Source organism: Algoriphagus algorifonticola (genome assembly GCF_007655305.1).
In the GTDB taxonomy this organism is placed as follows: domain Bacteria; phylum Bacteroidota; class Bacteroidia; order Cytophagales; family Cyclobacteriaceae; genus Algoriphagus; species Algoriphagus algorifonticola.
In genome coordinates, this window is the sequence record NZ_VLOG01000052.1 from 46,167 (window position 1) to 61,310 (window position 15,144).

The 15,144-nt window shown below is 37.7% G+C and carries 12 protein-coding genes; all 12 read right to left on the reverse strand.

Annotation, left to right across the window (positions count from 1 at the left end; translation table 11 throughout):
• Window positions 1-12: 12 nt before the first annotated feature.
• Complete coding sequence (locus FL972_RS13360; protein ID WP_144605957.1) at window positions 13-1,806, reverse strand: acyl-CoA dehydrogenase family protein; 1,794 nt, start codon at window positions 1,804-1,806, stop codon at window positions 13-15.
• Between the two features lie 18 nt (window positions 1,807-1,824).
• Entirely contained in the window at window positions 1,825-3,000 is a 1,176-nt protein-coding gene (locus tag FL972_RS13365; RefSeq protein WP_091653369.1) for an acetyl-CoA C-acyltransferase, read from the reverse strand.
• Between the two features lie 91 nt (window positions 3,001-3,091).
• On the reverse strand, window positions 3,092-3,463 hold the full coding sequence (locus FL972_RS13370) for a four helix bundle protein (RefSeq protein ID WP_091653371.1): 372 nt from the start codon (window positions 3,461-3,463) through the stop codon (window positions 3,092-3,094).
• 61 nt (window positions 3,464-3,524) lie between these two features.
• Complete coding sequence (locus FL972_RS13375) at window positions 3,525-5,930, reverse strand: 3-hydroxyacyl-CoA dehydrogenase/enoyl-CoA hydratase family protein (RefSeq protein WP_144605958.1); 2,406 nt, start codon at window positions 5,928-5,930, stop codon at window positions 3,525-3,527.
• Window positions 5,931-5,977: 47 nt separating this feature from the next.
• Window positions 5,978-6,439 carry a MarR family winged helix-turn-helix transcriptional regulator gene (locus FL972_RS13380; RefSeq protein WP_144605959.1) on the reverse strand — a complete coding sequence of 154 codons (462 nt, stop codon included), beginning with the start codon at window positions 6,437-6,439 and terminating at the stop codon, window positions 5,978-5,980.
• A 255-nt stretch (window positions 6,440-6,694) separates the two neighbouring features.
• Window positions 6,695-8,443, reverse strand: a complete 1,749-nt coding sequence (locus FL972_RS13385) for an AMP-dependent synthetase/ligase (RefSeq protein ID WP_144605960.1) — start codon at window positions 8,441-8,443, stop codon at window positions 6,695-6,697.
• 532 nt (window positions 8,444-8,975) lie between these two features.
• Window positions 8,976-10,676 (reverse strand): Ig-like domain-containing domain, encoded by a 1,701-nt coding sequence (locus FL972_RS13390; RefSeq protein ID WP_250161354.1) that lies wholly within the window; start codon window positions 10,674-10,676, stop codon window positions 8,976-8,978.
• Window positions 10,673-11,443: a class I SAM-dependent methyltransferase gene (locus tag FL972_RS13395; RefSeq protein ID WP_250161355.1), complete on the reverse strand. Its 771-nt coding sequence runs from the start codon at window positions 11,441-11,443 to the stop codon at window positions 10,673-10,675. The genes FL972_RS13390 and FL972_RS13395 overlap by 4 nt, the downstream gene beginning before the upstream one ends.
• Window positions 11,444-11,567: 124 nt before the next feature.
• On the reverse strand, window positions 11,568-13,436 hold the full coding sequence (mnmG, locus tag FL972_RS13400; RefSeq protein ID WP_144605962.1) for a tRNA uridine-5-carboxymethylaminomethyl(34) synthesis enzyme MnmG: 1,869 nt from the start codon (window positions 13,434-13,436) through the stop codon (window positions 11,568-11,570).
• Window positions 13,437-13,514: 78 nt separating this feature from the next.
• Entirely contained in the window at window positions 13,515-13,940 is a 426-nt protein-coding gene (ybeY, locus tag FL972_RS13405; RefSeq protein WP_144605963.1) for an rRNA maturation RNase YbeY, read from the reverse strand.
• Between the two features lies 1 nt (window position 13,941).
• Window positions 13,942-14,343, reverse strand: a complete 402-nt coding sequence (locus FL972_RS13410) for an ATP-binding protein (RefSeq protein ID WP_091653382.1) — start codon at window positions 14,341-14,343, stop codon at window positions 13,942-13,944.
• 35 nt (window positions 14,344-14,378) lie between these two features.
• Window positions 14,379-15,143: an exodeoxyribonuclease III gene (locus FL972_RS13415; protein ID WP_144605964.1), complete on the reverse strand. Its 765-nt coding sequence runs from the start codon at window positions 15,141-15,143 to the stop codon at window positions 14,379-14,381.
• Between the last annotated feature and the right edge of the window lies 1 nt (window position 15,144).

The window sequence follows — 15,144 nt, forward strand, 5'->3', positions numbered from 1 at the left end:
ATCTGTGATTATTTAAAAAGGATATTTTCCAGCCTCAATCATATAATCAGCTATTTGTCTTCTCAGCTCTTTGGTATTGATCAGATCCATTTTAGTAAATCTCTTCAATCCCATCAACATCACTTTTTGCTCATCTCCTTTGGTAAATGAAGCAATAGCTTCTTTAGCTGCTACATTGATTTTTTCCACTGCTTCTGAAAGATAAACTTGAGCCATGGAAATTTGATGCTTGCAAGCTTCTTCTCCTTTGATACTTACCAGTTTTTCAGCTCTTAAAATCGCTGACTCTGCTGCATAAATTTCAATCATCACATCAGCAAGATTCATCATGATTTCCTGCTCATCTTCAATTTTATCCTGAAGAGCCATGGCTGCTTTTCCACCAACCATCAAGAAAACCTTCTTGAGCTTAACCAAAACATCTTTTTCAGATGCAAATAGCTCAGAAGTATCGATAGTTTCAAAGGATGGAACAGATGTCAATTCCTTGGAAACAGCCATTGCCGGCTCAAAAAGGTTGATTTCACCTTTCATCGCTCTTTTCAATAGCATTCCAACCATCAACATTCTGTTGATTTCATTAGTCCCCTCATAAATTCTGGCAATACGCGCATCTCTGTATGCTCTTTCCATCGGGGCATCGGCAGAATATCCCATGCCACCATATACCTGAACGCCTTGATCTACGACGAAATCCAAAACTTCTGATCCATGTACTTTGGCTATTGCTGCTTCAATTGCAAACTGTTCCAAAGCTTTCAATTTTGCTTCCGCATCAGGCATGCCTTCTGCAGCCAAAGCATCCATTCGATCTTCAATATCCTGTCCGGCACGATAGCAAAGTGATTCAGAAACGAAAGTACGGGTTGCCATTTCTGCCAACATACGCTTTACTGCTCCGAAAGAATTGATACTAACTCCGAATTGCTTTCTTTCTGTAGAATATTTTACTGCCAAAGAAGTCACAGTACGAACCCCTCCCAATACTCCGGCTCCTAGTTTTACCCTTCCGATATTCAGGATATTCACAGCGATCTTAAAGCCATTTTCTCTATCAGAAAGCATATTTTCCACAGGAACTTTGCAATCATTGAAGAAGACCTGACGGGTAGAAGATCCTTTGATACCCATTTTCTTTTCTTCTTCATTCATTGTAATCCCGCCAAAGGATTTTTCTACGATGAAGGCTGTCAGATTTTTATCATTCTCAATTTTTGCAAACACGATGAATAAGTCTGCAAAACCTGCATTGGAAATCCACATTTTCTGTCCATTGATCAGATAATGTTTTCCATCTTCAGTTAGAGTTGCTTTGGTTTTACCGCTATTTGCATCTGAACCAGCATCCGGTTCGGTCAAACAATAGCATGCCGCCCATTCACCAGTTGCCAGTTTAGGAAGGTATTTTTGCTTTTGTTCTTCATTGCCATAATACAAAATAGGCAATGTGCCTATACCCGTATGAGCACCGTAGGTAGTAGAAAAAGAACCAGCAGCTCCAATAATATCAGCAATCAACATGGAAGTGTTGAAGCTCATTCCCATTCCACCAAATTCTTCCGGAACAGAAATACCCAATAGACCAAGTTCACCCGCTTTTTTGAAAATGGAAGGAACTAAATCCGGATTTTTCATACTGTCAATTTCCTCGATATTCGGAGTGATTTCCGTATCGATAAAATCCTGACATGCCTGAGCCATCATTTTTTGCTCTTCAGTAAATTGCTCTGGAATAAAGATGTCCTGGGCATCTGTTTCCCGAATAAGGAATTCTCCTCCTTGGATTGATTTTGATAGAGTTGTCATTTTATTTTTTATATTCTTTTATTTCAATAGTTCATAAATTCCAGCAACTCCCTGACCACCACCTACACAGGCCGTGACCATTCCGTACTTGGAATTTCTTCTTCTCATTTCATTGAAGAGCTGCACTGATAACTTCGCTCCTGTACATCCCAGCGGGTGACCTAATGCAACAGCACCACCATTTACATTCACCAATTCTTCATCCATATCCAGTGATCTGATTACTGCTAAAGCTTGAGCTGCGAAGGCTTCATTCAATTCTACCAAGCCAATATCTGACATAGACAAACCAGCTTGTTTTAAGGCTTTTGGCACTGCTTCTTTGGGTCCTATTCCCATGATTCTGGGATCTACCCCAGCTACTGAATAGGACATCATTCTAGCAACGGGGTCCAAATTCAGAGATTTCATCAATCGCTCAGACATGACAACCACGAAGGCTGCACCGTCGGAAGTTTGGGAAGAATTTCCTGCGGTCACCTGCCCACCATTTTTAAAAGCCGGTTTTAATTTTGCCAAAACCTCCATGGAAGTTTCTGCTCGAGGACCTTCGTCTGTATCTACAACAAACTTTCTTGTTTTCTTTTTCCCTTTTTCATCCAGGTAGGTTTCTTCAACTTCTACTGGAACTATCTCATCTTTAAATTTTCCACCATTAATTGCAGCTAGTGCTCTCTCGTGGGATCGAACCGAAAATGCATCGGAGTCCTCTCTGGTAATGGAATATTCTTTGGCCAATTCCTCAGCTGTCAAGCCCATGCTTAAATAGTAGGACGGATGCTCAGAGGCAATTTTCCAGTTTAGGGCAGTTTTGTAGCCCATCATTGGTACCAAAGACATAGATTCTGTGCCACCTGCTATGATACAATCAGCCATTCCAGCCTTGATTTTACCAACAGCCAATGCAATGGCTTCTAATCCAGATCCGCAATAGCGGTTGATGATAAACCCTGGATTATCTATGCCTAAAGCCAGCAAAGAAATCATTCTTCCCATCTGCATTCCCTGTTCCGCTTCAGGTACTGCATTTCCTACTATGAGATCATCGACCATTTTAGCCTCCAGTCCTGGAGTGTTGGCCACCAAATGTTTGATTACATCTGCAGCTAAATCATCCGGTCTGTAAAATCGAAATCCTCCTTTTTTGGATTTTCCAACTGCTGATCTATATCCATTAATTATATATGCGTCCATGGTTAGTTTACTTGAGTGTCTATTGTTAATTTTTAAAGTGCATCTTTTAAATATGAAGCGAGAGATTAGATACGAGAAGCGAGAGCATGAGCTAATAAGGGTTTGACTCTATGTTAGATTTGAGACCAATCAGCATTTTCTGTATTTCGTCAAGTTCAAGATTGATAGATTCGAATGCTTCTTGGTTCAACAATCCTACTCTAGTTGCGATAATCGTTTGAGTCTCCAATTCAAAACTTTCACCTAAACTTATATCAAGACAATTTGAAAACGCTTTCGAAGAATTTCTTGCGGTTCCTTCAGCAATATTTGAAGGAATAGATACACTAGATCTTCTCATTTGAGAGGTCATTCCGAATCTCTCTTCAGAAGGAAATAGGGCCGTTGTTTCATAAACTTTTACTGCCAAATCCACCGATTTTCTCCAAACAGTCAGGTTTTTAAAATTATGTCTCAACTTCATAAGTCATCTGGTAAAAATGTTTACTAATGGTCTCTAGATTCTCGATTCTAGCTTCTCATCTCTAATTTCTAAGCGGTTTTCCTTTAAATAGGATGCTATGAATCCTTTCTAAAGTCTTTTTCTCTCCCGTCAAACTCAGAAATGCTTCTCTTTCCAGATCCAGTAAATACTGTTCTGAAACCTCTGTTGGGGAAGACAAATCTCCTCCAGACATTACCCAAGCCAGTTTTCTGGCAATTTTTGCGTCGTGCTCTGAGATGTAAGCACCATATCTCATTCCGGTAATTCCAGCTTCAAATAGAGCTAAAGAGGTTTTTCCCAAAACTCGAATATTGCTTTGCTGAACAGGCTGAGTATAACCGGCCTCATGTAGCTCTAATACTTTTGCTTTTGCTTCAGCCAGTTGACGCTTTCTGTTTAAGGTGATGCCGTCCTGATTTCTCAGGTAACCCAGGTTTTTTGCCTCGGCAGCTGAAGTGGACACCTTGGCCATAGCAATATTCATGAAGTATTCCTGTAATAGGTTCAATTCCACATCTCCATCTTTCACGGTATTGGCAAAGCGTTTGGTCATTTCTTTGGTACCACCACCTGCAGGAATGAGGCCTACACCTACTTCCACTAATCCCATGTACAATTCTGCATGCGCCTGAATGTGATCAGCATGAAGGGATAGTTCACAACCCCCACCCAAGGCCATATTATGAGGAGCAACCACAACCGGAACCGAAGAATATCTAGCTCTCATCATGGTGTTTTGGAATTGCGCAATCATCAGATTGATTTCGTCAAATTCCTGATCTCCGGCAAACATGAACAACATTGCCAAGTTGGCTCCGGCTGAGAAGTTTCCTCCTTCATTTCCGATTACCAAACCTTTGTGGGACTTCTCCGCCATTCCAATCGCTGTGTTGATTCCTTCGATTACCTCAGCGCCCAGGGAGTTCATCTTGGTATGGAATTCCAATCCTATGACATCATCTCCCATATCATATACGCTTGCACCTGCATTTCCCCAGAGTTTTTTACCTGAAGCCTTGAGAGTATCCAACAATATAAAATCTTCTATACCCGGAATTTCTACGTATGATTTGGATGGGATATCGTAGTAGAGTTTTTTACCATTTTCAACTTTGTAGAAAGATTCATTTCCTGCTTTTAGCATTTCATGAATCCAATCAGCAGCTTTTTCACCCGCCGCTTCCATTTTTTCTACAGTTTCCTTCACTCCGAGAATATCCCAGGTTTCAAAAGGACCCAATTCCCAACCAAAACCCGCGCATACTGCTTGATCAATCCTGTACAATTCATCAGATATTTCTGGAATTCTATGAGAGCAATATTTGAATAAATCATAGAAAGAAGCTCTATAAAATTCACCGGCTTTATCATCAAAATTCATCAAGAATTTGATTCTCTTTTTCATATCCTCGATATCCTTTGCTGCTTCAAGTGCTTTGATTTTTGGTTTTTCTACATCCTTGTATTCAAAGGTTTCGAAATCCAATTCCTTGAGTTCTTTACTTCCGTCTTTGTGACGGATCATTTTAAAATAGCCTTGACCTGTTTTATCCCCGAACCATTTGTTGTTATATAAGACCTCCATAATTTTTGGAAGCTTAAACTTATCTCTGGACTCGTCGTGAGGAAGTGCTTTGTATAAGTTGTTGGCAACATTGACAGTAGTGTCCAAACCTACCACATCCATCGTTCTGAAGGTTGCTGATTTTGCCCTACCGATTACTGGTCCTGTCATCTTATCAATTTCAGATACACCAAATCCCATCTTCTCGATGGTATGCATCCCAGAAATAATGGCATAAACTCCAATTCTATTGGCAATAAAGGCCGGAGTATCTTTACAAAGCACAGTTTCCTTTCCAAGGAATCTATCTCCGTAATCCATCAAGAAATCAACAATTTCAGGATCAGTCTTAGGACCAGGAATGATTTCTAATAATCTTAAATATCTAGGCGGATTGAAAAAGTGAGTTCCTGCGAAATTTTTCTGGAAATCCTCACTTCTACCTTCACACATCATGTGCATAGGAATACCGGAAGTATTCGAGGTAATCAAAGTGCCAGGCTTTCTGAATTTTTCGACTTTTTCAAAAAGTTGTTGCTTGATATCCAACCTTTCAACAACTACCTCAATGATCCAGTCATAATCCTTAATTTTCGACAAATCATCATCAAAATTTCCTGTAGTGATCCTTGATGCAAAGGTTTTGTCGTAGATGGCAGAAGGATTCGACTTCAATGTATTTTGAAGTGCAGCAGTGACAATTCTGTTTCTTACAGCAGGATGTTCCTGGGTAAGGCCTTTCTTTTGCTCTTCTTCTGTGAGCTCAAAAGGTACAATGTCCAGTAAAAGCACCTGTACACCAATATTGGCAAAATGACAGGCAATTCTGGAACCCATTACTCCGGAACCTAAAACGGCTACTTTTTTAATGGTTTTGTTCATTTTTTTGGGTTTTTTGGTAGTCTTGATTCCAAGAAGAATCTTGGAAATTATAGTTCATATATAGGTTTATTCACTTCAATTCCGCTGAACTGGTCAATGACCATCTGGATTTTTTCAAAGGTGGCAAAGAAGCTTTCCAAATCTTTTTCAGGAATAACCTGTCGGATCTGTTCATTAAATTCTTTAATCGTCTTTACTGATATTTCCTTTTTTCGTTTTCCCTCTTCAGTCAGATAAATTCTCACTGATCGCTTATCCACCAAATCAGGTTTTTTGTAGACCAATCCTTTTTCTTCCATAGTCTTCAGCATACGGGTAAGACTTCTTGTTTCCAAGCCAAGCTTGGGAGCAATTTTGGTCGCGGGGGTTCCTTCTTTGGAATTGATATTGATCAATACAAAACCAATGGCAGTGGTAAAGCCTTCTTCGGCTGCATGCTGATTGTACATCCTGGATATAGCATGCCAGGCACTCTTAATGTGAAAATCTACTGTTTCTTCTCTCTTCATACGGATCTCCCATTGTTTTGAGGAGACCTAATTTAAAAAAATTTTGTATGCATGCATACTATATTTGAAAAAAAGTTATGCATGCATCACAAATATTGATTGGAATTAACAAATATTATAAAATATTATTTTAATTAATCTCAATGATTTGAATTTATCAGAATATAATTAATAAACTGAGGTTCTTTCGGAATTTTCTTTTGATTACTGGGATTAAGGACTTAAAAGTCATTTACAGAAACTTTTTGACTCAAATCAAACCTGATAAATGGCTTCTATTTCATCGGCATATTTCTGATGGATTACTTTTCGTTTCAATTTCATCGTAGGAGTCAGTTCACCTGATTCTACTCCCCAAGCTTCAGGCAGTAATCTAAAGCGTTTGATCTGCTCCCATTTTCCAAAATATTTATTGAGGGAATCCACCTCAGATTGGTACTTCTCCAGAATATCTTCTCTTTGGATCATTTCTCTATCAGTGGTGTAAGGAATATCCTTTCGCTTACAATATTCTCTCAATCCATCAAAACTCGGTACGATCAATGCACCAGGGAAATTTCTGTTATCACCTACGACAATCAACTGCTCAATCAAGGTTGATTCCTTGAATTTATTCTCCATCACCTGAGGCGCTATATATTTTCCTCCGGAGGTTTTAAACATCTCTTTTTTACGATCAGTGATTCGGAGATAATTTCCGTCAAGCTCACCTATGTCTCCTGTGTGGAACCAGCCATTCTTAAGTACCTCTGCGGTCATCTCGGGGTTCTTGTAGTACCCTTGCATGACATTGGGTCCTTTGACTAGGATTTCACCATCTTCTGCGATTTTCACTTCCACATCTTTGACAATCTTGCCGACCCAACCAATTCTGATTTCCTCATGATTGGAAATAGAAGCAGTCACCACGGGAGACGTTTCCGTCAGACCATAACCTTCACAGACTTTTATTCCTGCAGCCCAAAAAACTCTGGCCAATCTAGGTTGCAAGGCGGAGGCTCCAGAATTAATCTGCATAATATTTCCGCCTAATGCCTCTCTCCATTTTGAAAAAATGAGCTGGTTGGCAATTTTGAGTTGAAAATTATACCATCCACCCATATCTGCAGCAGGATCATATTTTAATCCAAGATTTAATGCCCAGAAAAATAATTGCTTTTTAATACCTGATAGCTCATAACCTTTTGCTACAATTTTGTCATAAACTTTTTCCAAAAGTCTCGGAACTGTATTGAATACGTGTGGTTGTACCTCCTTTAAATTTTCACCAATACTATCCATATTCTCTGCATAGTAAATCGAGAAACCCAAGTAGAAGAAACAGAAGGATGCTGTCCTCTCGAAAATGTGGCAAAGCGGAAGGAAACTTAAAACTTTGGAGGTACCTTCTGGTGGACTCATGATATGAGAAACCGACAAAACATTACTTAATACATTATGATGAGTTAACATCACTCCCTTTGGTCTCCCTGTCGTTCCGGATGTATAGATAATCGTAAATAAATCCTCGGATTTCACGGCAGCTTTTGATTTTTCCAATATGGAAAGATCACCAGAAAGGCCAGTCTCCTTTAAGGAAGTCCAGTGCTCAACGCCATCAATTTTGTCAAAAGAATAAATTTTGCGATCTCCTGCTACCTCAATCGCTTTCTCATAAATAGTAGTATCCCCAACAAAAATCATTTTGACTTCAGCATGATCAAATATGTAAGCATAATCATCACTGGTAATCGTTGGATACATAGGAACAGAAATCGCTCCTATTTGCTGCAAAGCCAAATCAACAAAATTCCATTCCGGTCTATTTTCTGAAATAATAGCCACTCTATCTCCTGCAGCAATATTTGCTTTCATGAAAGCCAAACTCAGATTATCAATGATCTCTTTGACATCTCTCGAAGAATAAGTAATCCATTCTCCATTTTCTTTTCTGGCAACGGCATCTGTTTTATCAAATTTGGCAATCTGATAAGGCACTAAATCAAAAAGACGGTTTAATTCCATGGGTTTATTGTTTATGAGCTAAGAGATCTATTGTCCGAAGGTTTGAGCTTTTCTTTTTAACTACTAACTCAAGTCTGCGGAAAACGGTTGATTTTTTGTTTGTATTGAAAATTGATTAGCTCCTAATATAACCAAAAAATAAAATTGAAAGGATAGCTATCCACAGTATTCACTTGCTTATAACTCTATTAGATTAATTTTTAAAAAATTTCTTATTAAGGTTATTAAGGCTGTGGAAATGTTGGTAAGTGTTGATTTCTTGATTCCCCACTTTCCTTCCAATCTTATACATTACTTATCTACGACTTATCCTCAGTTTATCCACTTGTATCTATTTGATCACAAAGATTTTATAGCTAACTCGATATTTTTGTGGATGAGCTCTGTGTTTTGAAAGGTGTCTAACTATGCTGTGGAAATCTTATGTGATCTCTGTTGATAGATCTTAGCTTATCCCCTTTTTCGTAGGCTTTACTTTTCAAACTCTTGCCTGTGGTGTATAAGTGTGAGTTAAGTCCACTTTATGCTTTACTTATCCACCGTCTTCTGATGGGTTGTCCACAGGTTTTTTCTGACTGATTCCAGTAGTTTTTGAAGGTTCAATGATGATTCCATCATTAGTCCATCCACCTCTGATGATGATATCCGTACTTGAATTTTCTGGATTTCTAAAATAGAAAATTCTTTCAGCCTGTCTGTTTTCAAAGAAGTTTCCTGGATCCCACCTTCCATTTCCATTTCTATCTTCTATGACTCTTATCTTATAAGTTCCTGCTTCTATCCGTTCAAAACGGAAATTATTGGTGTCTATAAGCTTCTTTTCTGCCTTTAATTCATCCTTGTTATCAATCAACTGTACCACAAATGGTGGTTCTGCATTATTAATTCTGCCGGCCAGTAAGTCTGCTAAAGTTTCTGGTCTGATTTTTCGATAATTAGCTTTTAATTCTTTTAGATTATACTGAAGCTGTATATCCTGAAAAGTAGAATCTGCAACTGTCAGAGTAACAACATCGGATTGTGTGCTGTCTGGAATGGATACCTTTAATCTGAGAACATTTCTCATACTTGAATCCTCAAAATAGTACATCTCTGGTCCTATTTTGATACTTCTCGCTGAGTCTAGTGGGATATAAAGAGAATCTGTGTGGATCTTTGTTATTGGCTTATTAAAGCTTAGAATGGCCTCCATAGTGCCAGTGAAATTTTTGCCCGAATTAGCTTTTACAGTTAATTCCTCTGGTTTTCTTTCATTGACTGGAAATTTGGCATAGATCAGCGTATCAATTTGATATCCTACAGAATCAATCAAATTAACCTTAAATGCTAAGCTATCAGGAATGCTTTTATCTGAAAATAAGCGAATCCTTTTGTCTTCTTTAGTGTAAAATATGCTCTTTCCCAGACTCTCATTTTCAAGCTTGATGTCTACCGCATTTTTATTGAGGATCAAATCATAGCTTCCATTAGTAAAAGATGATCTGAGTAATCTAATAGGTGTTAAATCCGCTTGAGATAGATTGAATATGGCTCCTTCAATATTTTCTTCAATGGTGATTGTGTCTTTTAAAAAATCGTGAGCCTCAGATTTGAATTCTGCCTTTAAACTGTTGTTAGCATCATTCCAAGCATAGGCTCTGTAATTTCCATTCTTGATATTGCTTATTTTGAATTGGCCTGTACTGTCTACTTGCGATATATAATAAGGTGCTGCAGCAAATAAATCTGTTGTGTCATTTTCTGGATATAAGCCTACCAATACGTTTTTGAAATCCGTCTGTTTATCTGGGAAATAGAAATTAACCTGACCACTCAATTCCAGGCTATCTATACTTGAACCTGTTGAAAAGACAATTTTTAGATTTTCTGCAGGATTTCCCTCTGATAAGTCCTGAACTGATTTTTGAAAATTGAATACGTAGGTAGTGTTATCTTCTAATTCCTGATTAAGTTCTATTGTGACAGTATTTTTTAAAGCGGTAGTTACCACCTCATCCTTTTTTACTCTTGGAGTAATGATGATATTTTTATTGGGGTTATCTAGTTTGATATATTCATCAAATACTAAGACTATCTCTTCGGGTTTGATATTTATTGATTGGTCTTTAGGATTTGCCTCCAATAATTTTGGTGGGTCTTCATCTCTAGGTCCTCCCTGAGGTGTACTTTGTTTTGCGCATTGAGTGAATAATGCAACAGAAAAAACTAATAGAAAGGTGTATTTTATCTTCACTTTTTCTGAAGGATATATAGGTTGCTTGAATAATTACCGGTCTTTCTTCCTGATTGATTTGATTTTAATCCTGTCCAAAATGACTTGCTGTAATTGCTTAGTATATTGGAATTTGGGTTCTGATATTTTTCTGATAAAAGCGACACATAATAACTGTCGAATATCATGGGCTTTTTTTCCTTGATACTTAAATCAAATTCTTCTGCCAGATAATTTATAGACTTTTCATTGAAATGATAAAGATGTCTAGGCACATCCCAACCTGCCCAGAATTTTCCATATCGATTTGCATCTTCACTTTCAAAATTTGGGATTGCTAAAATAATATAACCATCTGATTTTAAATGACTTAATACCTTTTTGAACCCTTTTCTTAAAGAATGAATATGTTCTAATACGTGGAATAGCGTAATAATATCAAACTCTTTCTTTAGATCTAAATCAATAAGATTTTTATGGACTTTTTGTTGCAGATTTTCTTTTGCCAGCTTCCTGGCATTTTTATTTGGCTCTAAGCCTTCTACATTCCATCCGTTCTTTTTGGTATAAGCTAAAAACTCTCCAGTTCCACAGCCTATATCCAAAATTGATTTCTCTGTTTTTAATGATTCTATCAACTTGAATTTTTTCTTGATAGAATATTTTCTGACTTTAGAATAGATCAGAGCTGTTAAAGATTTGCTCTTAGTAGAATGGGAGTAATATTCTGGAAAGTCATAATAAGGAGCTATCGCTTTTTCTGTTGGTCTAGGATTGGTAAATACCAACTGACATTTCGTGCATTTACACAAAATGAATCTCTCCTTACTTACAGCGAAATCCGGGATCTCGGTGTAATTAAGAAAAAGCCCACTCTTACAAAGCGGGCATTTTGTTAATCTTTCTACAGGTTTATCTTCCAAGGTAAACAGTCAATATGGATAGGTCAGCTGGTGATACCCCACTTATTCGGGAAGCTTGACCCAATGTTTCTGGTCTAATTTTATTCAATTTTTGTTTTCCTTCAGCAGATAAAGCAGGGATAGCTAAATAATCAAATCTCTGAGGGATTCTAAAGTTTTCCATATTAGAAAGCTTCTCCACCATTTGCTGTTCTTTTTCTATATAGCTATCGTATTTGATTTGAATTTCTGCTTGCTCTAATACTTCGGTTGGATATTTTGATAAATAAGTAGCCAATTCTTTATCCAGCTTCTTCAAATCACTGATCCCGATTTGAGGCCTTTTTAGAAGTTTTTCAGCACTGATTTTTTCCTTGATAGCAGCTGTATCAATAGCTTCCAGCCCCTCATTTGTTGTTTCGTCAGGAAGTAGCTTTTTCTGCTTCAAATCATTGATCAATTTTGCAGTTTGCTCTTTTTTATCCTGCATCTTATCAAATCTTTTTTGATCAGCTAAACCGATAGAATAACCCAACTCTGTTAATCTCAAATCAGCATTATCCTGTCTAAGCAATAATCGGAATTCAGCTCTGGAAGTGAACATTCTATAAGGCTCCTCTGTACCTTTATTGATTAGATCATCTATGAGTACTCCTATGTATGCATCTGATCTTTTCAATATAAATGGATCTTTTTCCTGAGTTTTCAGTGCTGCATTGATTCCTGCAATTAGACCCTGAGATGCCGCTTCTTCATATCCAGTTGTACCATTGATCTGACCTGCAAAGAATAGGTTTTCTACTAATTGTGTTTCAAGTGTGATCTTGAGTTGAGTTGGTGGGAAGAAGTCGTATTCTATGGCATATCCTGGTCGAAACATTTTTGCATTTTCAAAGCCTGGAATTTGCCTCATGGCTTTCTGCTGAACATCTTCCGGTAGAGAAGTAGAAAAACCGTTTACGTAGATTTCTACAGTGTTCCATCCTTCTGGTTCAACAAAAATTTGGTGCCTTTCTCTTTCAGCGAAGCGGTTGATTTTATCTTCAATTGATGGACAATAGCGCGGACCCAAGCCTTGAATTCGGCCATTAAACATAGGAGATCTGTCAAAACCAGTTTCCAGTGTTTGGTGTACATCCTTATTGGTGTAAGTAATCCAACATGACCTTTGTTCTTTTAAGGGACTTGTTTCATCAGAATAAGAGAATTTTTCAGGGTTCTCATCTCCGTGTTGAACTTCCATTTTGGAATAATCGAGGCTTCTACCATCTACTCTTGGAGGAGTTCCGGTTTTCATTCTTCCTGCCTCGAATCCCAAGCTCACCAATTGTTCTGTAATTCCTTTAGCTGCTGCTTCTCCGGTTCTGCCTCCTCCAAACTGTTTCTCTCCTATATGAATGATCCCATTTAGGAATGTTCCATTGGTTAGGACTACAGTTTCTGATTCTATTTCTAAACCTATTCCAGTTTTAACACCTACTACTCTATTGTCTTTGACAATGATTCCAGTAATCATTTCTTGCCAAAAGTCCACATTGGGTGTTGCTTCTAAGGCCAATCTCCATTCCTCAGCAAATCTCATTCTGTCATTTTGAGACCTTGGAGACCACATGGCAGGCCCTTTTGATCTGTTGAGCATACGAAACTGTATCATGGATTTATCTGATATGATTCCAGACATTCCTCCTAGAGCATCAATCTCCCGTACAATTTGCCCTTTAGCCACTCCTCCCATAGCAGGATTACAAGACATCTGAGCAATGGTATTCATATTCATGGTACACAATAATACCTTAGAACCCATCTTTGCCGCGGCATGTGCTGCTTCACATCCGGCATGTCCTGCTCCTACTACTATGACATCATATTTTTGAAACATGATAATTTTCCTTTACTGTTTCACGTGGAACACTTACAGATTAAGTAAGTAATTTGGTTTACTGTTCCACGTGGAACACTATGATTTTTTATATAATTCAATAGCGAACTCTTCCTTGGTTCTCATGAGTTCTGCTTCTTCTTTTTTCTTGTCTTTGTATCCAATCAAATGAAATAAACCGTGACTTATCACCCGGCTTAATTCATCTTCCTCTTGGACTAGATGTTTGGATGCATTTTCCTGAACCCTATCAATACTGATGAAAATGTCTCCTTCGATAAGTCCATCTTCTTCTGAATTGTCAAAGGTGATAATATCTGTATAAGTGTGGTGATTTAAATACTCCACATTGATTTGGTACAAATATTCATCTGAACAGAAAATATAATTGAGATCTGAAATTTGATAGGCTTCCGATTTGGCTATTTCCTTAAGCCATTGCTTTCTCTTGTTTTTCTGCTTGAGCTGAAAAGGGCTGTCTTCAGTAAAGAAATTAATCGCCATGTTAATCCATGTAAAAGGAAAGGATTGTTTTCTTTCCGTTTTCTTCAAACTTTACCTCATCAGTCAAATGTCGAATCAAGAAGATTCCTCTGCCTCCTGGTTTGGCGATATTTTCCGGGGAAGTAGGATCAGGTAATTGTTCCAAATCAAAACCCTCTCCTTCATCTTCGATGATGAATTGCAGTTGATCCTCTTCTGCTTTCAATTCCAGATGAACCAGCTTGTTCTTGTTACTTTGGTTTCCGTGAATGATAGCATTACTGATACATTCTGTGACAGAAATCATAATATTCCCATAGATATCATCATTGATTTCAAACTTCTCGCGAGCATTGTCAATGAAGCTCTCAATGATTTTTATGTTCTCAATCAGTGATGGTATTGAAATTTTTATAGAATTCATTCCTTTTATATGCTATGGGTAATATTTATTTGCGTTTAATCTTCAATTTCTAAAACAATCGGACAATGATCCGAATGCACCACATTTGGCAAAATTACTGAGCTTTTTAATTTGTTCTGCATTTCCGCAGTAGCCATATGATAATCTATACGCCATCCCAGATTTTTTGATCGTGCATTTGCCCGATAACTCCACCAAGTGTATTGATGAGGGTCTGGATTAAAGTGTCTGAAACTATCCACAAATCCTGATTCGGTGAATTTATCCATCCAGGCTCTTTCTTCTGGCAAGAATCCTGAAGAGTTTTTATTTGACACAGGATTATGAATATCTATGGCCTTGTGACAAATATTATAATCTCCGCTTAAAATCAAATTAGGATGCTCTTTTCTCAAATCTTGCATATATCCATAGATATCATCCAAGAACTCATATTTGAAGTCTTGTCGAATATCTCCAGTGGTTCCTGAAGGAAAATACGCAGATAAAAAGGAGAAATTATCAAATACTGCTTGAATCAATCTTCCTTCATCATCGTATTTGTCCAAACCCATTCCCATTTTGATTGATTTGGGTTTGATTTTGGTAAATATGGCTACTCCGGAATATCCCTTTTTGACAGCAGGAAACCAATGTAACTCATATCCTAAGTCAGTAAATATACTTGGTTCAATTTGGGAAATATCTGCTTTAAGTTCTTGAATTCCAATGATATCTGGGTTTTCAGTCTTCAACCAATCCACAAATCCTTTGTTGATGGCAGCCCTGATTCCATTTACATTGTATGAAATAATTTTCATG

Excerpts from the sequence above, each read along its gene's own strand:
- FL972_RS13360 (WP_144605957.1), bottom strand. The coding sequence starts at position 1,806 with ATGACAACTCTATCAAAATCAATCCAAGGAGGAGAATTCCTTATTCGG.
- FL972_RS13365 (WP_091653369.1), bottom strand. The coding sequence starts at position 3,000 with ATGGACGCATATATAATTAATGGATATAGATCAGCAGTTGGAAAATCC.
- FL972_RS13370 (WP_091653371.1), bottom strand. The coding sequence starts at position 3,463 with ATGAAGTTGAGACATAATTTTAAAAACCTGACTGTTTGGAGAAAATCG.
- FL972_RS13375 (WP_144605958.1), bottom strand. The coding sequence starts at position 5,930 with ATGAACAAAACCATTAAAAAAGTAGCCGTTTTAGGTTCCGGAGTAATG.
- FL972_RS13380 (WP_144605959.1), bottom strand. The coding sequence starts at position 6,439 with ATGAAGAGAGAAGAAACAGTAGATTTTCACATTAAGAGTGCCTGGCAT.
- FL972_RS13385 (WP_144605960.1), bottom strand. The coding sequence starts at position 8,443 with ATGGAATTAAACCGTCTTTTTGATTTAGTGCCTTATCAGATTGCCAAA.
- mnmG (WP_144605962.1), bottom strand. The coding sequence starts at position 13,436 with ATGTTTCAAAAATATGATGTCATAGTAGTAGGAGCAGGACATGCCGGA.
- ybeY (WP_144605963.1), bottom strand. The coding sequence starts at position 13,940 with ATGGCGATTAATTTCTTTACTGAAGACAGCCCTTTTCAGCTCAAGCAG.
- FL972_RS13410 (WP_091653382.1), bottom strand. The coding sequence starts at position 14,343 with ATGAATTCTATAAAAATTTCAATACCATCACTGATTGAGAACATAAAA.
- FL972_RS13415 (WP_144605964.1), bottom strand. The coding sequence starts at position 15,143 with ATGAAAATTATTTCATACAATGTAAATGGAATCAGGGCTGCCATCAAC.